The organism is Crossiella sp. CA-258035, from assembly GCF_030064675.1.
In the GTDB taxonomy this organism is placed as follows: Bacteria; Actinomycetota; Actinomycetes; order Mycobacteriales; family Pseudonocardiaceae; genus Crossiella.
In genome coordinates, this window is the sequence record NZ_CP116413.1 from 3,807,638 (window position 1) to 3,827,388 (window position 19,751).

A 19,751-nucleotide genomic window follows, 5' to 3' on the forward strand; every position below is an offset into this window, starting at 1 on the left:
GCGGCGGCCACCCAGGAGGATCGAGATGTCGGATGTGACGCGGCGGCAAGCGCTCAAGCTCGGCGCGGCGGGCGTGGGAGCCACGCTGGCCTCCGCCGCGTGGACCGCGCAGGCCCGGGCCGGGTCGGTCGCGCCCGTGGAGGTGCGCGCGGCCGGCGATCTGGCGCTGTGGTACGACAAACCGGCCGGCGCGGACTGGCTGCGCGCGCTGCCGGTGGGCAACGGCAGGCTCGGCGCGATGGTCTTCGGCAACACCGACCACGAGCGGTTGCAGCTCAACGAGGACACGGTGTGGGCAGGCGGCCCGCACGACTACAGCAACCCGCAGGGCGCGGCCGCGCTGCCGGAGATCCGGCGGCTGGTGTTCCAGGACCAGTGGGCGCGGGCCCAGGACCTGATCAACCGCACCATGCTCGGCAACCCGGCAGGCCAGCTGGCCTACCAGCCGGTCGGCGACCTCCGGCTCAGTTTTCCCAGTGGGAGCGGGGTTTCCGGTTACCAGCGGTGGCTGGACCTGACCACCGCGACCACGGTGGTGACTCACCTGGCGAACAACGTGCGGCACCGGCGGGAGGTGCTCGCCAGCGCGCCGGACCAGGTGATCGCGGTGCGCCTGACCGCGGACAAGCCCGGCTCCATCTCGTTCTCGGCCTCGTTCACCACCCCGCAGCGGGCGAGCTCGTCCAGTCCGGACAGCACCACGATCGCCTTGGACGGCCGCTCCGGCGACCACCGGGGCATCGCGGGCGCGGTCCGCTTCCACGCGCTGGCCAAGGCCGTCGTCGAGGGTGGCAGCACCGGCAGTTCCGGTGGCACGCTGCGGGTCTCCGGCGCCACCAGTGTGACGCTGCTGATCTCGATCGGCACCAGCTACGTCAACTACCACACCGTCAACGGCGACCACCAGGGCATCGCCCGGCGGCATCTTCTTGCCGCGCAAGGCATTGCCTACGACAACCTACGGGAACGGCACGTCGCCGGCTACCGGAAGCTGTTCGGGCGCACCACGATCGACCTCGGCCGGACCGTGGCGGCCGACCAGTCGACCGACGTGCGGATCGTGCGGCACAACGCGGTCGCCGATCCGCAGTTCGCCGCCCTGCTCTTCCAGTACGGCCGGTACCTGCTGATCTCCTCCTCCCTGCCGGGCACCCAACCGGCCAACCTGCAAGGGATCTGGAACGAGCAGCTGAACCCGCCGTGGGAGTCGAAGTACACCATCAACGCCAACCTGCCGATGAACTACTGGCCCGCGCACCCGACCAACCTCGCCGAGTGCCACCAGCCGGTGTTCGACCTGATCAAGGACCTCACCGTCACCGGAGCCCGCACCGCGCAGGTGCAGTACGGCGCGCGCGGCTGGGTCACCCACCACAACACCGACGGCTGGCGGGGCGCCTCGGTGGTGGACTTCGCGCTGGCCGGCATGTGGCAGACCGGCGGGGCGTGGCTGGCCACGCTGATCTGGGAGCACTACCGGTTCACCGGCGACCTGGAGTTCCTGCGGGCCAACTACCCCGCGCTGAAGGGCGCGGCCCAGTTCTTCCTGGACACCCTGGTGCCGGAACCGGGGCTGGGGTCACTGGTGACCAGCCCGTCCAACTCGCCGGAGCTCCAGCACCACCCGAACGCGAGTGTGTGCGCGGGTCCCACCATGGACACCCAGATCCTGCGCGACCTGTTCGACGGCTGCGTGCGCGCGGGCGAGGTGCTCGGCGTGGACGCCGGTTTCCGGGGGCAGGTGCAGGCCGCCAGGGCCCGCCTGGCCCCGATGAAGGTCGGCGCGCGCGGGAACATCCAGGAGTGGCTCCACGACTGGGTGGAGACCGAGCCGAACCACCGGCACGTCTCGCACCTGTACGGCCTGCACCCCAGCAACCAGATCACCAGGCGCGGCACGCCCCAGCTGTTCGCCGCCGCCCGCCGGACCCTCGAGCTGCGCGGTGATGCGGGCACCGGCTGGTCACTCGCCTGGAAGATCAACTTTTGGGCGCGGCTGGAGGAGGGCGGCCGGGCGCACCAGCTGATCCGCGACCTGGTGACGCCGGAACGGTTGGCGCCCAACATGTTCGACCTGCACCCGCCGTTCCAGATCGACGGCAACTTCGGCGCGACCGCGGGCATCGCGGAGATGTTGCTGCACAGCCACCACGGCGAGCTGCACCTGCTGCCCGCGCTGCCACCGGCCTGGCCGACCGGCAGTGCCCAGGGACTGCGCGGGCGCGGCGGGCACACCGTCGGCGCGGCCTGGCGCGGCGGCCGGATCGAGCAGCTTTCCGTCACCCCCGACCGCGACGGCGAGGTGCGGGTCCGCAGCCGGATGTTCACCGGTGGCTTCGAGCTCCGCGACGAGACCAGTGGCGTCCAGGTCCAGCCCCGCCGACCCGAGGCGGACCTGGTCGAGTTCACCGCCCAGGCAGGCCACACCTACCGCGCAACCGCACGGTAACGCCACAGCAGAGGAGACAACGATGTCCAACTCAGCAGGACAACGGCCCCGCCGCCTATCCGGCCGACGACGGTGGGCGCTGCTCGCCGCCGCCGCACTGGCCTTCGCCGGTGCCGGGGTCACCGCCGACACCGGTGTGGCGGCGGCCGAGGGCCAGGCGGCCCCCGCCGCCTGCGGCAGGCCGCCGACACTCCAGAACGGGACGCACACGATCCAGAGCGGCGGCAAGAACCGCAGCTTCATCCTGAGCATCCCCGGCAACTACGACCAGAACCGCCGCTACCGGCTGGTCTTCGGCTTCCACTGGCGGGGCGGCACCGCCCAGCAGGTCGCAGGCGGCGGCAGCGACGGCGATGTCTACGCCCACTACGGGCTCCGGCGGCTGGCCGACAACAGCGCGATCTTCGTGGCGCCACAGGGCCTTGGCGGCGGCTGGGGCAACGCGGGCGGCGAGGACGTGACCTTCGTCGACAACATGATCAAGCGGATCGAGGACGGCCTCTGCGTCGATCCGGGCCAGCGCTTCGCCCTGGGCTTCAGCTGGGGTGGCGCGATGAGCTACTCCCTCGCCTGCTCCCGGCCGAACGTCTTCCGCGCGGTCGCGGCCATCGCCACGCCAGGGCAGATCAGCGGGTGCGCCGGGGGCAACCAGCCCTTCGCCTACATGGGCATCCACGGCATCAACGACAACATCGGCGCGGGCCGTGGGCTGCGGGACCGGTTCGTCCGCAACAACGGCTGCACCGCGCAGAACCCGCGTGAGCCCGCGCGGGGCAGCCGGACCCACATCACCACCGCCTACTCGGGTTGCCGGGCCGGGTTCCCGGTGGTGTGGGCCGCTTTTGACGGCGGGCACCAACAGGGACCCGTCGACGGGTGCGCCGGGTGTGAGAGCGGTGCGAGGAGCTGGGTGAAGAACGAGGTGTGGCGGTTCTTCACCCAGCGCTGACGGTGAACACCCGCACGTCCCAGCTGCCCAGGTGAACCGGGGTACCGGCCGGGCTGGACCCGCCACCCAGCAGGTCGGTCAGCGCGACCGGCGCGGTGACCTGGACCCGCTCCCAGCTCCAGTTGTGCACCACGTGCACCCGGTCGCCCTCGGCTGAGGTGCCGGTGGTCGCGGTGACCGACGGGGGCAGGTCCGTCCACCCGCCGCGCGGTGCGGGCGCCAGCCACTCGGCCAGTGCCCGGGCGAGGTCACGTCCGGGCACTGTGCCGACGCAGGTGACGCGGCCCAGGCCGTGGCGGCGGGTGGTGACCGCGGCCCAGCGCCCGAAGTGCGGGTGGTCGTAGCCGACCAGCACCTCGGCGTCCAGCACGGTGAGCCCCTCCAGCCAGCGGGTGGCGGTGGCCTGCGCGGGCAGCTCGAACGGTGCGCCCGGGGCGGTGCGCACCGGGAGGTCCCGCGCCAGGTTGCTGTACTCCTCGTACCGGACACCGGCGGCCTCGACCAGCCGGCCAGGCGCGGGCTCGGGCCGGGCCCTGGCCTCGTGGTCGGCGTAGCCGGTGCGCGGGCCGATGACCAGGTGCCCGCCGGCCTCGGCGTAGGCGGCCAGCCAGTCGAGAGTCGCGTCCTCGGCGATGTGCAGCGCCGGGACGACCAGCACGGGGTGCCGCCCGACCGCCTCCTCTGGCGAGGGCGTCTCCAGCAGCTGGCGGACGTGCGTGATGCGCGCCTGGCGGCGGGCGTCGAAGGCGCCCCGGTAGAAGCTGTCGAAGATCCGGTCGTAGGCGCCCGCGTCCGGCTCTCCGTCCGATGTGGACAGTGGAGGATACTTCTCCAGGTGCCACTTGCTCTGGTTCGAGTGGACCAGGGTGAGGTCGGCGTCCGGTTCGATGCCGACCACGGTCGTCCCGGCGATGCCCAGCTCGGTGCCCAGCCTGGCCACCTCGGCGTAGACCCGGCCCGGCCGGCCACTGTGCGGCAGCACGCCGCCCCAGTAGGTCTCCGCGCCGAAGTGCAGCGTGTGCCAGTGCCAGTACTCGATCATCCGCGCGCCGCGGGCGACCATGGCCCAGGCGGCCTGCCGCCACTGGCCGTCGTAGGCGGGCCGGTTGTCCCACGCCGGGCCGATGTTGCCGGCGTTGGTCTCGGTGACCAGGAACGGTTCCTGGCGGGAGGAGAACATCCGGTCCGCGGCCTGGAACAGCGCCCACACGCCGACGGCCTGCCAGCCCTGCTCGCGCTCCGGCGCGGGGTCCGGGAGGGCGAGCGCGTCCTGCATCTCGTAGTACGGGTTGCCCGCGGTGACGTCCAGCTCGCGGTTCACCTCGTGGTCCTCCAGCGCGGGACGGGGGTAGTGCAGGCAGGTGGTGACGAACTGCTCCGCGCGGGCGTGCTCGCGCACGATCCCGGCCTGCCAGGCGATGAACTCGGTGGTCTGGCGGGCCTGGAAGTCCCGCCAGGCGAGGTCGTACTGCGGCTGCGCGTTGCCGTCGGGCGTCCACAGGTCGGCCCAGGTGGTCAGCCGGTGCGACCAGTACACCAGGCCCCACTCGCGGTTGAGCGTCTGCACGTCGCCGTAGGTGGTGCGCAGGTGGTCCAGGAAACGCTGGAAGACACCGTGGTTGTGCAGCAGGTGCACCCCGGGCTCGTTGTCCACCTGGAACCCGATGACGGCCGGATGCCCGGCGTACCGGGCGAGGATCTTGCGGACGACCCGCTCGGCGTGGTGCCGGAAGGCGGGATGGGTGAAGTCGGCCTCCTGCCGCGCGCCCCAGCCGACCCGCTGCCCGGTGGCGCTTTCCCCGGCGATCTCCGGGTACTGCCGGGCCAGCCACGGCGGCACCGCGTAGGTCGGGGTGCCCAGGATGACGGCGATGTCGCGTTCGTGTGCGCCGTCGAGCACCGGCTGGAGCCAGTCCAGGTCGAACCTCCCGTTCTCCGGCTCCCAGGTCGACCACACCGACTCGCCGACCCGGATGACGGTGAAACCCGCCTCCGCCATCAGGTCCAGGTCGGTCCTGAGCCGGTCGTGCGGCTGGTACTCGTGGTAGTAGGCCGCGCCGAAGAGGACGCGGGGCGGCAGGACCGCCATGGGTGGAACCTCCTGTCAGCGGGGCGGGACCAGGCCGCGTTCGCGCAACCAGGCCAGCTGCACGGCCGGGTTGGAGCCGTAGCCGCCGCCGTGGTCGGCGAAGGGCCACACGGTCATGCCGCGGTCCGCGCCCGCGTAGTGGTTGAAGGCGGCGTAGACGGTGGATGGCGGGCAGATCGGGTCCATCAGCCCGACGCTGAACAGCGCCGGCGCGGTGGCCCGCTGGGCGAAGTGCACGCCGTCGAAGTAGGACAGGGTGGTGAAAGCGGGCTCGACATTGTGCCTGCTGTGCCAGCGCAGGTACTCCGCGAGCTCCTGGTAGGGACCGTCGCCGCTGCTCTCCGCCGCGCGGCGTAAATGGCACAGGAACGGCACATCCGGTAGCACGGCCGCCACCCGCGCCAGGCCCGCGACCGCGAGGGCGAGGCCGCCGCCCTGGCTGCCACCGGCGACGATCACCCGCGCCGGGTCGAGGCCGGGCAGCTCGCCGACCGCGTCCACCGCGCGGACGCAGTCGGTGATCAGCCGCCGGTAGTAGTAGTGCTCGGGGGAGTCGATGCCGCGGGTCAGGAAACCCTTGGCCCACTGGGTGCCGCCGCCGGGATCGGGGTCCGGGGTGTCGTGGCCCTGGCCGCGGCTGTCCACGACGAGCTGGGCGTACCCGGCGGCGGACCACAGGAGGTGGTCGGTGGGCAGGCCCCGTCCACCGGTGTAGCCGATGTAGCTGACCACAACGGGCAGTGGACCTTCGGCCTCCCGGGGCCGCAGCAGCCAGGCAGCCACCGGTTCACCCTGCCAGCCGGGGAAGCGCACGTCGTCCACCTCGACGGTGCGCAGCAGGTGCTCCTCGGTGACCCGGTCGGCCCTCACCGCCCCGCCGCAGGCCCGCGCATCGGCCAGGGTCCGGTCCCAGAAGGCGTCGAAGTCCGGTGGTGGCAGGGATTCCGGGCGATAGCGGGTGAGCTCGTCGAGCGCGAGGTCGGTCAAGGGCATGGCGGTTCCCCCGGTCTCAGGCCTGCGGGCTGAAGCGGAAGGCGGAGAGCCGGAAATCGCCGTGCAGCAACACTTGCAGGTCGTGCACACCCTCCAGTACCGCCGGGAGGTCGGCCGCGGTGTTCGTCCAGGCGTAGCGGCCGCCGGTGACCGGCACCGTGATCCAGGCCAGCAGCCGGTCGGCGGCCCGGAACTCCAGCCGGGCCTCGCCCGGGTCGTCCTCCGTCCGCGAGACCTCGGCCTCCACCCGGCAGGCGCCGGAGAGGTCGACGGAGCGGAACCACAGCGTCGCGGGCTCCGCCGGGTCCGCCGGGGTGACCGCGTCGCCGGTGGTGCGGGTGGCGTCGATGAGGGCGATGCCCGCGTAGTCGTCGAAGTCGACGGCCGCGATGCGCCGGTCCACGCCCGCCCGGCAGGCCGGGGCCGTGCCGGTCACGGTGAGCGGCGCGACGAGCACCACGTGCTCGGCGGAGCGGCCGATCAGCACCCGGTACCCGCCGGGGTCGACGGCGAAGGCGCCAGTGGTGACGTCCCAGTGCGCCAGCGCCTCGGCGGGCAGCCAGAAGGTCAGCTCCTCGCTCTCGCCGGGCACCAGCCAGACCTTGGCGAAGTCGGCCAGCCGCAGCCGGGGCGCCTGGTACCGGGCATCCAGCGCCTGCACGTAGAGCTGGACCACCTCGCAGCCCGTCCGGGCGCCGGTGTTGGTCAGCGTCACCGAGACCTCGACCGAACCGTCCTGGGCCACGGTGTCCGAGGACAGCTTCAGGTCCTGGTAGGTGAACTCGGTGTAGGACAGGCCGTGGCCGAAGGGGTACAGCGGCGCGGCCCGGTGGTACTGGTAGGTCCAGCCAGCCTTGATGATGTCGTAGTCCAGCGGGTGCGGCAGCTCGTCCCCGCCGCGGTACCAGGTCTGCGGCAGCCGTCCGCTGGGCTCGGCCGTGCCGAGCAGCACGGCGGCCAGCGCGTGGCCTGACTCCTGCCCGCCGTGGGAGGTCCACACCACGGCGGGCAGGTGCTCATCGGCCCAGTCCAGGGCGTAGGGGTAGCTGCTCATCACGACCAGCGCGGTCTCCGGCCGGACCACCGAAACCTTGCGCAGCAACGACTCCTGGGCCTCGGGCAGCGCGATGCCCTTGCGGTCCTCGGTTTCCCGGCCGTGGATGAGGGGGTGGTTGCCGAGCACGACCACCGCGGCGTCGGCCGTCCCGGCGGCGGCCAGTGCCTCGGCCGCGCCGTCGCGCAGCAGCTCGCGCTGCCAGCGCTCGGCCTCCGCCGGGTTCTCGGCGGTGACGCTCACCCGGCCGTCGACCGGATCGACCACGGCGTAGCGGCCGGTGAGGACGTTGCGCAGCAGCACGGTGTCCGCGCCCGCGGGTTCCAGCCGGAAGGTCTCGCGTACCTCCCAGGTCTTGATCACGTCCTGGTCGGCGGCGAGCGTGTCGCCGTCCTTGAGGCTCAGGTAGCGCCCGGTGTCCGCGGAGCGCAGGGTCAGCACCCCGTCGCCCCAGTCCAGCACGTCGAAGGCGGTCTTGCCCAGCACCTCGCCGGTCGTGTTGGCGCGCAACGCGATCCGGTCCGCGCCGTCGGCCACGACCACCTCGCCGCCGTGCCCGGCCAGCGCCGCCCGCAGGCCGTCGGCGACCGTGACCGCGTAGGGCAGGGTGCCGCTGTACCAGTCCTCGCACAGCACGTCGGCCAGCGGGCCGACCACCGCGATCCGCCGCGCCTTGGTCGCGTCCAGCGGCAGCACACCGTTGTTGCGCAACAACACCGTCGACTCGGTGGCGGCCCGCAGCGCGAGCGCCTGGTGCGCGGGGCAGTTGATGACCTCGGGGCCGATGGCGGCGTAGGGGTCCAGCTCGGGGTCGAACTCGCCGAGCCGGAAGCGGATCTCCAGCTGCCGCCGGACCGCGCGGTCCACGTCGGCCTCCTCGAGCAGGCCGCGCTCCAGTGCCGCGCGCAGCCGTCCGACCGGGGTGGCGCTGTCCTCGCCGTGGTCGGTGAAGCTGTCGATGCCGGCCTTGAGCGCGGCGGCGTGCGACTCGGCGTGGTCGTCGAAGTAGTGCTCGGGGTCGACCAGGTTCGACGGCGCCTCGGCGTCGCTGACCACGAACAGCTCGTGCCCGGTCGGCTCGGCCCAGCGCCGCAGCTCCTCGTTGATCAGCGGGCTGACGTGGCAGGGGCGGCCGTTGACCAGGTTGTAGCCGGCCATCGCGCCGGTGGCCGCGCCCGCGGCGACCACGGGGCGGAAGGCGGCCAGGTCGTACTCGTGCAGCACCCGGGGGCGCAGAGCGGAGGAGGTGACGCAGCGGTCGTCCTCGTTGTTGTAGGCCAGGAAGTGCTTGAGCACCGGCGCCGCGCGCAGGAAGCGCGGGTGGTCCCCGGCCAGGCCCTGGCAGAAGGCCAGCCCGACGCGCGCGGTGTGCGCCGGGTCCTCGGAGTAGCCCTCCTCGTTGCGCCCCCAGCGCGGGTCGCGCAGCAGGTTCAGCACCGGCGCCCACGCCTGCAGGCTGTGCGGGCCGGTGCCGATGGCCGGTTCGCGGTGGTGGTGGAAGGCCCGCAGCTCGACCGAGGTCGCCTCGGCCACCCGGCGCACCAGCTCCTCGTCCCAGCTCGCGCCCAGCCCCACCGCCTGCGGGAAGACGGTGGCCTGCCCGATCCAGGCGACCCCGTGCAGGGCCTCGGACCCGGTCCGGAACGCGCCAAGGCCCAGGCGGGGCACGGCGGGCGCGTACTGGTGCAGCATCGCGATCCGCTCGTCGAGGGTGAGCCTGCCGAGCAGGTCCTCGACGCGCTCGCGCGTGGGGCGCGCGGGGTCGCGGAACGGCAGCCGCTCAATGGCGTAGGCGGACTCAGAACTCACGGAGCAACCCCTCAGGTCAGATGCTGTGTTGAAGCGCTTCGACATTGGCATGCAGGGGTTTTGCCTGTCAACGTCTTGTTACGACGGTGTCAAGTCATTACTCTCCCCCCAATCCGTTTAAGCGCTTCGACGCACTTCAATGACGAAGGACCGGTTCCGTCATGGGTATCGAGATCAACCGCAGGAACTTCTTAACCGCCGCCGCCTCGGTCGCGGGAGCCATCGCGGCCGGCCCGCTGCTGTCGGCCTGCGGCGGCGGCCCGCAGCAGCGGGCCGGCACCAACACCGACGCCGGTCTCAAGGCCGCGCTGCCCGCCCACGTGCCGCACACCGCGATCAAGCCGGACATCCCCTCGGTGATCGGCGGCCCGGACACCTTCACCGACCCCGGCTTCCTCAGCTACCCGGCCAACCGGGTCGCCACCGTGAGCGGGGTGCCGGGCAAGGGCGGCAAGTACTCCGCGGTCACGCCGCTGTGGGGCACCGTGCCGCCGGCCGGGAACTCCTTCTACCAGGCCATGCACAAGGCGCTGGGCGTCGAGCTGACCATGCGGCCGGCGGACGGCAACAACTACGCCACCATGGTCCCGACCATGACCGCGGCCAAGAAGCTGCCCGACTGGATCCAGCTGCCCGCCTGGTGGAACCCGAACTTCAACGTCGGCGGGCTGGCCGGCACGCAGCTGGCGGACCTGACGCCCTACCTCTCCGGCGACAACATCAAGAAGTACCCCAACCTCGCGGCCCTGTCCCCGGGCGCCTGGCGGACCGGCGTCTGGGGCGACAAGCTGTACGGGATCCCCTCCTTCTCCACCGGCTTCCAGGTCGCGGGCCTGATCTACTACCGGCGCGACGTGTTCGAGGCCAGGGGCATCCGTGCCGATGAGGTCAAGTCTGCCGAGGACCTGATGAGCCTGGGCAAGGAGCTGACCGACGCCAAGCGCGGCGTGTGGGCCTTCGACGACGTGTGGACCTACATCTACACCTCCTTCGGCGCGCCGCTGAAGTGGCGGGTGGACAACGGAAAGCTGGTGCACGCCTACGAGACGCCGGAGTACCTGGAGGCGCTCAACTGGAACCACCGGCTGGCCACCTCCGGCTACCTGCACCCCGACGCGCTGGCTGGTAACAACGTCGACGCGGTCACCCGCTTCTACGCCGGGAAGACGCTGATCCAGGGCGGCGGGCAGGGCGCGTGGAACCTCACCGACCACCAGGCGGGCGGCGCGGCGAACCGGGACTACCGGCGCGGGGCGTTCAACTTCTTCGCCGCCGACGGCAAGAGCAAGCCGGTGGTCTACCAGGGCCCCTCCACCAACCTGGTCAGCTACCTCAACATCAACCTCAAGCCCGAGCAGATCGAAGAGCTGCTGGCGGTGGCGAACTACCTGGCCGCGCCGTACGGGTCGGCCGAGTACACGATGGTCAACTTCGGGGTCGAGGGCACGCACCACACGATGGCCAACGGGGTGCCCACGTTCACCGACGAGGGCAAGAAGATGGTCCAGGCGCAGACCTACCCGTTCCTGGCCACCCCGGCCTCGGTGATCAGCAACCCCGGCGGGGAGGTCGTCACCAGGGACTACACCAGCTGGCAGGCCGCCAACATGCAGGCCCTGGCCAAACCGGTGTTCTGGAACATGAACTTCAGCATGCCGCAGGCGCAGGCCTCGGCACTGGCCGCGCAGTCGGTGGAGGACACCGTCAAGGACTGCTACCACGGCAAGAAGAAGGTCGCCGACGTGCAGGCCGCCATCGCCAGCTGGAAGTCCACCGGCGGCGGGGACCGGCTGACCCAGTGGATGACCGAGAACGTGCTGCAGAAGTTCGGCACCGGGCAGTGAGCACGCCACCAGCGCCCCCCACGGCACGACCGAGGCTGAGTTGGCGGGTCCGGCTGCGGCGGGACCGGTCCCTGCTGCTGATGACGGTGCCCGCGGTGCTCCTGCTGCTGGTCTTCAACTACGTGCCACTGTTCGGCATCGTCACCGCCTTCCAGGAGTACGACCCGCTGGCCGGGGTCTGGGCCAGCGAATGGGTCGGGTTCGAGCAGTTCCAGCGGCTCTTCGGCGACCCGCTGTTCTGGGGCGCGCTGCAGAACACGCTCTACCTCAGCTTCGTCCAGCTGGCGCTGTTCTTCCCGGTGCCGATCGCGCTGGCGATGCTGCTCAACTCGCTGCTGTCGCAACGGCTGCGCAACTTCATCCAGGCCGTGGTCTACCTGCCGCACTTCTTCTCCTGGGTGCTGGCCGTCACGATCTTCCAGCAGATGCTCGGCGGGGTAGGCGCGCTCAACCAGTTCTTGCGCGGCAACGACATCGGCACCTGGGACATCATGACCAACCCGGACACCTTCGCGCTCCTGGTCACCTCGCAGGCGATCTGGAAGGAGGCCGGCTGGGGGATCATCGTCTTCCTGGCCGCGCTGGCCGCCATCAACACCGACCTGTACGAGGCGGCCGCGGCCGACGGCGCCAGTCGCTGGCGCCGGATGTGGCACATCACGCTGCCCGGCCTGCGCGGGGTGATCGTGCTGATGCTGGTGCTGCGCCTGGGAAACGCGCTGACCGTCGGGTTCGAGCAGTTCCTGGTCCAGCGGGACGCGGTCGGCCACGACGCGGCGGACGTGCTGGACACCTTCGCCTTCTACTACGGCATCGCCACCGGCAACTACAGCTACGGCGCGGCCGCGGGCCTGTTCAAGAGCGTCATCTCGCTGCTGCTCATCTGGGGCGCGAACAAGCTGGCGCACGCCTTCGGTGAAGACGGGTTGTACCGGAAATGACCAACACACTCACGATCGAACGCACGCGGGGGAACGCGGGCGCGACCGGATCGGCGCCGCGTCGGAAGAAGCGGTCTGCCCGCCCGCCGTGGGAGGAGCCGCCGACGGCCGTCGGCCAGACCGCCAAGGGCCTGACCCTCGGCGGGCTGATGCTGGTCATGCTGGTGCCGCTGTGGATCATCGTGGTGACCAGCCTGTCCACCCAGGCCGCGGTCAACCGCGCGGGCGGCCTGGTGCTCTGGCCGGACGGCCTGACCGTCGAGGCGTACCGGGTGATGCTGGAGGACCCGACCGTGCGATCGGCGCTGGTGGTGAGCCTCGGCATCACCGCGGTCGGCACGGTGGTCTCGCTGGTGGTGTCGATCCTGTGCGCCTACGGCCTGTCCAGGTCCGGTTCGTTCGGCCACCGCTTCGTGCTCATCCTGCTGATCGTCACCATGTTCGTCAGCGGCGGCCTGATCCCGACCTTCCTGGTGGTCACCGGGCTCGGTGGCTACGGCGAGTGGTGGGCGCTGATCCTGCCCAGCGCGGTGTCGGTGTTCAACATCCTCATCCTGCGCTCCTTCTACTCCTCGACCTCCGCCGACCTGATCGAGGCCGCCCGGATCGACGGCGCGGGGGAGTGGCGGATCCTGTGGTCCATCGTGCTGCCCACCTCGCGCGCGGTGACCGCGGTGATGGCGCTGTTCTACGGCGTCGGCTACTGGAACTCCTTCTTCAACGTGATGTTGTACATGCCCACCGACGCGGAGAAGTGGCCGCTGCAGTACGTGCTGTTCACCTACGTCAACCGGGGCAACGGACTACCCGGCTCGGTCAACGCGGGCTTCGGCACCCAGTTCGCCCAGACCGCGCCGCTGTCGCTGCAGATGGCGGTGGTGGTGCTGACCCTGGTGCCGCTGCTGATCGTCTACCCCTTCGTGCAGAAGCACTTCCGCACCGGTGTGCTCACCGGCGCGATCAAGGGCTGAGCCCAGGAAGCAGGAACACCCGACCATGGCGACAATCGCCGATGTGGCCAGGCACGCGGGCGTGTCGGCCAGCACGGTCAGCTACGTGCTCAGCGGCAAGCGCTCGGTCTCCGCGGAGACCAGGCGCCGTGTCGAGCGCTCGGTGACCGAGCTGGGCTACCACCCCAACGCGGGCGCGCGGGCACTGGCCGGTCGCCGCTCGCACATCATCGCCCTGGTGGTGCCGCTGCGCACCGACGTCTACGTGCCGATCATGATGGAGATCGCCGTCTCGGTCACCATGTCGGCCCGGCAGCACGGGTACGACGTGCTGCTGGTGACCAACGACGAAGGACCCGACGGGGTGCGCCGGATCGTGGGCAGCGGACTGGCCGACGGCGTGATCCTGATGGACGTCGAGCTGGCCGACGAGCGGGTGCCCGCGCTGCGCGAGCTGGGCGCCCAGGCCGCGCTCATCGGGCTGCCGGACGACCCGCGCGGACTGTCCTGTGTGGACCACGACTTCGCCTCGGCAGGCGCGCTGTGCGCCGACCACCTGGCGGAGCTGGGCCACCGGGAGGTCGCCTTCATCGGCTACGGCTCCGGCGTCTACCACCGGCACGCCGGGTACGCCGAGCGCACGCTCACCGGCTTCCGCGAACGCGCGGAGCAGCGCGGGCTGCGGTTCGTGCACCGTTCCTGCGAGGGCACCTACGAGAGCACCGCGGGCGCGCTCACCCGCGTGCTGGCCGACCGGCCGGGCACCACCGGTTTCGTGGTGCAGAACGAGGGCGCGATCGGCCCGCTGCTGAGCCTGCTGCGCTCCAGCGGGCGCACGGTGCCCGAGGACGCCTCGGTCATCGCGCTCTGCCCCGAACAGCTCGTCGAGCAGTACGCGCCCCGGCTCACCGCGGTGACCGGCCCGGCCAAGGAGCTCGGCCGGGTGGCCGTCGAGCAGCTGATGAGCAGGCTGGCCACGGCCACCCGCGAGGCGCCACCGCAGGACGAGCTGGTGCTGCTGGACCCGGTCCTGACCGTCCGGGAGAGCACCGGTCCCGCACCACGACTGGCCGCACATCCGTGACGCCACCGCTGAACCCCACCATCCCCGAGCGCGAGGAGCGCCGCATGTCCCCGCACTTCCGAGACCTCGGCGACGCCCTGGAATGGCGCGCCAAAGGCGAGACCCTGCGCGTGCAGGCGTGGGGCCCGGACGCCGTCCGGGTCAGGGCCACCCCAGGCGGACCGCTGCTGGAAGATCTACCCGGCGCGCTGCTGGAGGCGCCGCCGGAGGGCGGCAAGGCGGAGATCACCATCGCCGAGCACCACGCGGTCCTGGTCAACGGCGAGATCACGGTCCGGATCGACGCCGACAGCGAGGGCCTGCTCACCCCGGAGCTGTCCCCGACCGCGGGCCGGCTGACCTTCCTGCGCAGCGCCGACGGCAGCGAGCTGCTCGCCGAGCAGCCCGCCCACTTCTGGTGGCCGGGGCCGCGGCTGGCCACCGCCACCGGCAACGGCTACCACCGGCTGGAGCAGCGTTTCCGCGCCTACCCGGGGGAACGGCTGCACGGCCTCGGCCAGCACACCCACGGCCTGTTCAACCAGAAGGGCGCGGTGGTCGACCTGGTGCAGCGCAACGGCGAGGTCACCATCCCGGTGCTGGTCTCCAACCGGGGCTACGGCCTGCTGTGGAACTCACCGGCCATCGGCCGCGTCGAGCTGGCGGAGACCGGCACCCGCTGGGTGGCCGACAGCGCCCGCCAGATCGACTACTGGATCACCGCCGGTCAGCCCGCCGAGGTGCTGCGCCGCTACGCCGACGCCACCGGTCACGCGCCCGAACTGCCCGAGTGGGCCTCGGGTTTCTGGCAGTGCAAGCTGCGCTACCGCACCCAGGAGGAGCTGCTGGAGGTCGCCCGCGAGCACCGGCGGCGCGGGCTGCCGCTGTCGGTGATCGTCTGCGACTTCTTCCACTGGACCCATCTCGGCGAGTGGCGGTTCGACCCGGCCGAGTGGCCGGACCCGGCGGGCATGGTCCGCGAGCTGGACGAGATGGGCGTCAAGCTGATGGTCTCGGTCTGGCCCTCGGTCAGCCCGGCCAGCGAGAACTACCACGCCATGCTGGATGCGGGCCTGTTCATCGGCACCGAGTACGGGCCGATGGCGCACGCCGACTGGCCGGACAAGGGCCTGGGCGCCTACTCCGCCCAGGTCGCCTTCTACGACGCCACCAACCCGGAGGCCCGCGAGTTCGTCTGGGAGCGGCTGCGGCAGCACTACCAGGAGCTCGGCATCACGGTCTTCTGGCTGGACGCGGGCGAACCGGAGCTCAAGCCCGGTCACCAGAACGGCCTGCGCTACCACGCCGGGCCCGGCCTGGAGGTCGGCAACCTCTACCCCCGCGAGAACGCCCGCATGGTGCACGACGGCCTGCGCGCGGCAGGGGAGCACGAGATCATCTCGCTCAACCGCTCCACCTGGGCCGGCGCGCAGCGCTACGGCGCGGCGCTGTGGTCCGGCGACATCGCCACCGACTTCGCCTCGCTGCGCACCCAGATCAAGGCCGGGCTGAACGTGATGATGTCCGGAATCCCGTGGTGGACCACGGACATCGGTGGCTTCCACGGCGGCGACCCGGACGATCCCGCCTACCGCGAGGTGCTGGTGCGCTGGTTCCAGTACGGGACCTTCTGCCCGCTGTTCCGGCTGCACGGCTTCCGCGGCTCCGAACAGATGCTGGAGCCCGCGATGACCGGGCTGGCCAACGAGATCTGGTCCTACGGCGAGGAGGCGTATCCGATCCTGGCCGAGCACCTGCGGCTGCGGGAACGCCTGCGCCCGTACGTGATGCGCCAGATGCGCACCGCCGCGGAGACCGGTCTGCCGCCGATGCGGCCGCTGTTCCTGGAGTTCCCGGAGGATCCGCGGTCCTGGCTGGTCGAGGACGAGTTCCTGCTCGGCCCCGACCTGCTCGTCGCCCCCGTCACCGAGGCGGGAGCCCGCGAGCGCGCCGTGCACCTGCCCGCGGGCGCGCGGTGGACCGACGCGTGGACCGGACAGGAGCACCAGGGCGGGCAGACGGTGACCGTGGCGGCCCCGATCGAGCGCATCCCGCTGTTCCTGCGCGACGGCGCGCGGCTGCCGGTGCTGGCGGAGTCATGAGCACCCGTCGCCTGGTCGAGCGGCTCGGCGGGCTCGCCTTCGGCGGGGACTACAACCCCGAGCAGTGGGACGAGCCGGTGTGGCAGGAGGACGACGAGCTGATGCGCCGGGCCGGGGTCAACCTGGCCACGGTCGGCGTGTTCTCCTGGGCGCTACTGGAACCGGAGGAGGGCCGCTACGACTTCGGCGGGCTGGACGCCCACCTGGACCGCTTGCACGCCAACGGGATCGCGGTCGACCTGGCCACCCCGACCGCCTCCCCGCCGCCGTGGTTCACCCTGGCCCACCCGGACGCGCTGCCGGTCTCCGCCGACGGCACCAGGCTGGTGCACGGCAGCCGGGACACCTACTGCCTGGCCGCCCCGGCCTACCGCGAGGCAGCCCGCCGGATCGCCTCCGCGCTCGCGCAACGCTATGGCGACCACCCGGCGGTGGCACTGTGGCACGTGCACAACGAGTACGTGACGCTGTGCTGGTGCGAGCACACCGCCGCCGCCTTCCGCGCGTGGCTGGTTGCCCGGCACGGCTCCCTCGAAGCGCTCAACGAGGCGTGGGGCACCGCGTTCTGGAGCCAGCGCTACACCAGCTGGGAGCAGGTGCTGCCGCCGCGGGCGACCCAGTGGCACCACAACCCCGGGCAGGCACTGGACTTCCGCCGCTTCTTCTCCGACGAGGTGGTCGCCGCCTACCGCGAGCAGCGCGAGGCGATCCGCGCGCACAGCGACCGGCCGGTGACCACCAACCTGATGCTGCCCGGCTACCAGAACGTGGACCTGTGGGCGCTGGGCCGGGAGGTGGACCTGGTCGCCATCGACCACTACCCGGCCGCGCCCGGCCTGGACGCGGCCGCGGACACCGCCTTCGGCGCGGACCGGGCCCGCTCCTTCGCCGGTGGCCGGCCCTGGCTGCTGATGGAACAGGGCACCAACACCGTCTACGCGGGCGATCGGACGCTGCACAAGGAACCGGGGGAGGTCCTGCGGCACTCCCTCGGCCACATCGCGCGCGGTTCGGAGGGCGCGCTGTTCTTCCAGTGGCGGCAGTCCAAAGCCGGCGCGGAGCAGTGGCACTCGGCGATGGTCCCGCACGCCGGGCCGGACAGCCGGATCTTCCGCGAGGTGACCGAGACCGGTGCGGCGGTCGCCCGGCTGGCCGAGCTGGCCGGGTCCACGGTCACCGCCGAGGTGGCCGTGCTGCACGACTCCGACGCCTGGTGGGCGCTGGAGTCCGACGGGCTGCCCTCACCCGAGCTGGACTACCACGCGGCGCTGCGCCGGGCGCACCGCGCGCTGTGGGATGCGGGCGTCACCGCCGACTTCGCGCATCCGGAAGCCGACCTCAGCCGCTACCGGCTGGTGCTGGCCCCGGCGCTGGCCCTGCTCTCCGAGGCCGGGGCGGTGAACCTGCGCCGTTACGTCGCCGACGGCGGCACGCTGCTGGTCCAGCACTTCAGCGGCGTGCTCGACGAGCGCATGCACGCCCGGCTCGGCGGCTACCCGGCCGCGCCGCTGCGGGAGACGCTGGGCATCCGGGTCGAGGAACACCGGCCGCTGGGCCGGGACGAGCGGATCGTGCTCTCCGACGGCTCCACGGCCACCGCCTGGAGTGAGCTGCTGCGCGCCGAGCGCGCGGAGCCGGTGCTGGCCTACACCCACGGCATGCTGGCCGGGGCCCCGGCGCTGACCCGGCGCCGCTTCGAGTTCGGCCAGGGCTGGTACCTGTCCACCCGCCTCGATGACCCCGGCTACGCCGCGCTGGTCACCCGGCTGCTGACCGAGACCGGCGTGGGTCCCGACCTGCCGGACCTGCCGCCGGGGGTGGAGGCGGTCACCCGCCGCGCCGAGGAGGGCCGCCGCTGGCACTTCCTGCTCAACCACCGCGCCGAGCCGGTGCCGCTGCCCGCGGCCGCACACGACCTGCTCACCGGGACAGAAGTGCGGGAGCTGCCGCCCGGAGGTTGCGCGGTGCTCAGGAGAGGAGCCGAGGGGTGAGCCTGACCAACCCGGTGGTCCCGGGCATGCACCCCGATCCCAGCGTCTGCCGGGTTGACGAGGACTACTACCTGGTGTGCTCCAGCTTCGAGTACTTCCCCGGCGTGCCCGTCTTCCACAGCCGGGACCTGGTGCACTGGCGGCAGATCGGCAACGCGCTGGACCGGCCCAGCCAGCTGGACCTGGCCACCGTGTGGTCCTCGGCCGGGATCTACGCGCCCACGCTGCGCCACCACGACGGCCGGTTCTGGCTGATCGTGACGAACGTGAGCGAGGGCGGCGGCAACATGCTGTGCACCGCAACGGATCCGGCCGGTCCGTGGTCGGATCCGTTGTGGCTGCCCGATGTCGTGGGCATCGACCCGGACCTGGCCTGGGACGCCGAGGGCAACTGCTGGTGCACGGTCGCCGGGGTGAGCCAGTACCGCATCGACCCGCACACCGGGGAAACCTTCGGCCCAGCCCGGAAACTGTGGTCCGGCACCCCCGGCGCGAAGGCCCCGGAGGCGCCGCACCTGTACCGGATCGGCGACTACTGGTACCTGCTCATCGCCGAGGGCGGCACCGAACGCGGCCACGGGGTCTCCATCGCTCGGAGCTCATCTCCCAACGGCCCGTTCGAGCCCTGCCCGGCCAACCCGATCCTGACCCACCGCAGCACCGACGAGCCCATCCAGAACACCGGCCACGCCGACCTGGTGCAGGGCCCCGACGGCTCGTGGTGGATGGTGCTGCTGGGCGTGCGGCCCGGCGGCGGCACCCCCGGCTGGCACGTGCTCGGCCGGGAGACCTTCCTGGCCCCGGTCACCTGGACCGAGGACTGGCCCGTGGTCGGCGACCTGGCTCCGGCTCTGCCTGCGCCGCCCTGGCCGCTGCACCCCTTCCCCGCCGAGCCGGGCCTGGACGAGTTCGACCCCGGCGAGCTGCGGCCGCACTGGGTGTCCCCGCGCGAACGCCTCGAAACGCACTGCACCACAACGGAACGGCTCGGCTGGCTGACCCTGCGGGCCCGCGGCGGTTCCCTGGACGCGCTCGATGCGGTCTTCCTCGGCCGCCGCCAGCAACACCTCTCCTGCCGGGTGCGCGCGCTCATCGATCCCGCCGACGGCAGCGGCGGCCTCGCGGTCCGCTTCGACGAGCGGCACCACTACGAGATCGAGGCGGGCGCAGGAGAAGTGCGGGTGCTCGCCCGGATCGGCCAGCTGCGCACGGTGGTGGCCTCCCGGCCGGTGCCCGCCGGACCCCTGGTCCTGGGCATCGAGGTGGACGCCACGCGGGAGCTCGTGGACGCCCGTTCCGGGCCGGACGTCCTCTCCTTCGGCCTGGTGGAGCCGGATGGCGGCTTCACCGTGCTGGGCACGCTCGACGGCCGCTACCTCTCCACCGAGGTGGCGGGCGGCTTCACCGGCCGGGTCATCGGCATGTACGCCTCGGCGGGAACCGTGCGCTTCGACTGGTTCGACTACGCGGGTGACCACCTCTGACCATCCCAATCGACGAAGATTGTGAGGGTTCCA

Annotated in this window: 12 protein-coding genes; 9 read left to right on the forward strand and 3 right to left on the reverse strand. The window is 71.9% G+C overall.

Features of this window, described 5'->3' with window-relative positions; all coding sequences use genetic code 11:
* Window positions 1-25: 25 nt before the first annotated feature.
* Both N8J89_RS17420 and N8J89_RS17425 read left to right on the forward strand, forming a co-directional pair.
* Window positions 26-2,449, forward strand: coding sequence for a glycoside hydrolase family 95 protein (locus tag N8J89_RS17420; RefSeq protein ID WP_283665406.1), 2,424 nt, complete (start codon window positions 26-28; stop codon window positions 2,447-2,449).
* Window positions 2,450-2,471: 22 nt separating this feature from the next.
* A complete protein-coding gene (locus N8J89_RS17425; RefSeq protein WP_349497491.1) occupies window positions 2,472-3,398 on the forward strand; it encodes a CE1 family esterase in 927 nt (308 codons plus the stop codon).
* On the opposite strand, the gene N8J89_RS17430 is transcribed toward N8J89_RS17425, so the two are convergent.
* The 3 genes from N8J89_RS17430 to N8J89_RS17440 are packed head-to-tail and all read right to left on the reverse strand — an operon-like array spanning window position 3,385 to window position 9,343.
* Window positions 3,385-5,487, reverse strand: a complete 2,103-nt coding sequence (locus tag N8J89_RS17430) for a beta-galactosidase (RefSeq protein ID WP_283665407.1) — start codon at window positions 5,485-5,487, stop codon at window positions 3,385-3,387. The genes N8J89_RS17425 and N8J89_RS17430 overlap by 14 nt on opposite strands.
* Before the next feature lie 15 nt (window positions 5,488-5,502).
* Entirely contained in the window at window positions 5,503-6,480 is a 978-nt protein-coding gene (locus tag N8J89_RS17435; RefSeq protein WP_283665408.1) for an acetylxylan esterase, read from the reverse strand.
* Window positions 6,481-6,496: 16 nt separating this feature from the next.
* Entirely contained in the window at window positions 6,497-9,343 is a 2,847-nt protein-coding gene (locus N8J89_RS17440) for a glycoside hydrolase family 3 protein (RefSeq protein ID WP_283665409.1), read from the reverse strand.
* Between the two features lie 161 nt (window positions 9,344-9,504).
* On the opposite strand from N8J89_RS17440, the gene N8J89_RS17445 reads away from it, so the two are divergent.
* From N8J89_RS17445 to N8J89_RS17475, 7 genes are all read left to right on the forward strand, one after another.
* Window positions 9,505-11,187 (forward strand): ABC transporter substrate-binding protein, encoded by a 1,683-nt coding sequence (locus N8J89_RS17445; protein WP_283665410.1) that lies wholly within the window; start codon window positions 9,505-9,507, stop codon window positions 11,185-11,187.
* 80 nt (window positions 11,188-11,267) lie between these two features.
* A complete protein-coding gene (locus N8J89_RS17450; protein ID WP_283665411.1) occupies window positions 11,268-12,128 on the forward strand; it encodes an ABC transporter permease in 861 nt (286 codons plus the stop codon).
* Window positions 12,125-13,099, forward strand: coding sequence for a carbohydrate ABC transporter permease (locus N8J89_RS17455; RefSeq protein WP_283665412.1), 975 nt, complete (start codon window positions 12,125-12,127; stop codon window positions 13,097-13,099). Before N8J89_RS17450 ends, N8J89_RS17455 begins: the two co-directional genes overlap by 4 nt.
* A 25-nt stretch (window positions 13,100-13,124) precedes the next feature.
* Complete coding sequence (locus N8J89_RS17460; RefSeq protein ID WP_283665413.1) at window positions 13,125-14,162, forward strand: LacI family DNA-binding transcriptional regulator; 1,038 nt, start codon at window positions 13,125-13,127, stop codon at window positions 14,160-14,162.
* Between the two features lie 44 nt (window positions 14,163-14,206).
* Window positions 14,207-16,243: a glycoside hydrolase family 31 protein gene (locus N8J89_RS17465; RefSeq protein ID WP_283665414.1), complete on the forward strand. Its 2,037-nt coding sequence runs from the start codon at window positions 14,207-14,209 to the stop codon at window positions 16,241-16,243.
* Entirely contained in the window at window positions 16,240-18,234 is a 1,995-nt protein-coding gene (locus N8J89_RS17470; RefSeq protein ID WP_283665415.1) for a beta-galactosidase, read from the forward strand. Before N8J89_RS17465 ends, N8J89_RS17470 begins: the two co-directional genes overlap by 4 nt.
* The gene (locus tag N8J89_RS17475; protein WP_283665416.1) at window positions 18,231-19,718 is read left to right on the forward strand and encodes a glycoside hydrolase family 43 protein; all 1,488 of its coding nucleotides are present in this window, start codon (window positions 18,231-18,233) and stop codon (window positions 19,716-19,718) included. Before N8J89_RS17470 ends, N8J89_RS17475 begins: the two co-directional genes overlap by 4 nt.
* Window positions 19,719-19,751: the final 33 nt, after the last annotated feature.

Bases quoted from the DNA above. Each gene is read 5' to 3' on its own strand.
- N8J89_RS17425 (WP_349497491.1), top strand. From the start codon at position 2,472: ATGTCCAACTCAGCAGGACAACGGCCCCGCCGCCTATCCGGCCGACGA.
- N8J89_RS17445 (WP_283665410.1), top strand. From the start codon at position 9,505: ATGGGTATCGAGATCAACCGCAGGAACTTCTTAACCGCCGCCGCCTCG.
- N8J89_RS17450 (WP_283665411.1), top strand. From the start codon at position 11,268: ATGACGGTGCCCGCGGTGCTCCTGCTGCTGGTCTTCAACTACGTGCCA.
- N8J89_RS17420 (WP_283665406.1), top strand. From the start codon at position 26: ATGTCGGATGTGACGCGGCGGCAAGCGCTCAAGCTCGGCGCGGCGGGC.
- N8J89_RS17435 (WP_283665408.1), bottom strand. From the start codon at position 6,480: ATGCCCTTGACCGACCTCGCGCTCGACGAGCTCACCCGCTATCGCCCG.
- N8J89_RS17430 (WP_283665407.1), bottom strand. From the start codon at position 5,487: ATGGCGGTCCTGCCGCCCCGCGTCCTCTTCGGCGCGGCCTACTACCAC.
- N8J89_RS17465 (WP_283665414.1), top strand. From the start codon at position 14,207: ATGTCCCCGCACTTCCGAGACCTCGGCGACGCCCTGGAATGGCGCGCC.
- N8J89_RS17455 (WP_283665412.1), top strand. From the start codon at position 12,125: ATGACCAACACACTCACGATCGAACGCACGCGGGGGAACGCGGGCGCG.
- N8J89_RS17470 (WP_283665415.1), top strand. From the start codon at position 16,240: ATGAGCACCCGTCGCCTGGTCGAGCGGCTCGGCGGGCTCGCCTTCGGC.
- N8J89_RS17460 (WP_283665413.1), top strand. From the start codon at position 13,125: ATGGCGACAATCGCCGATGTGGCCAGGCACGCGGGCGTGTCGGCCAGC.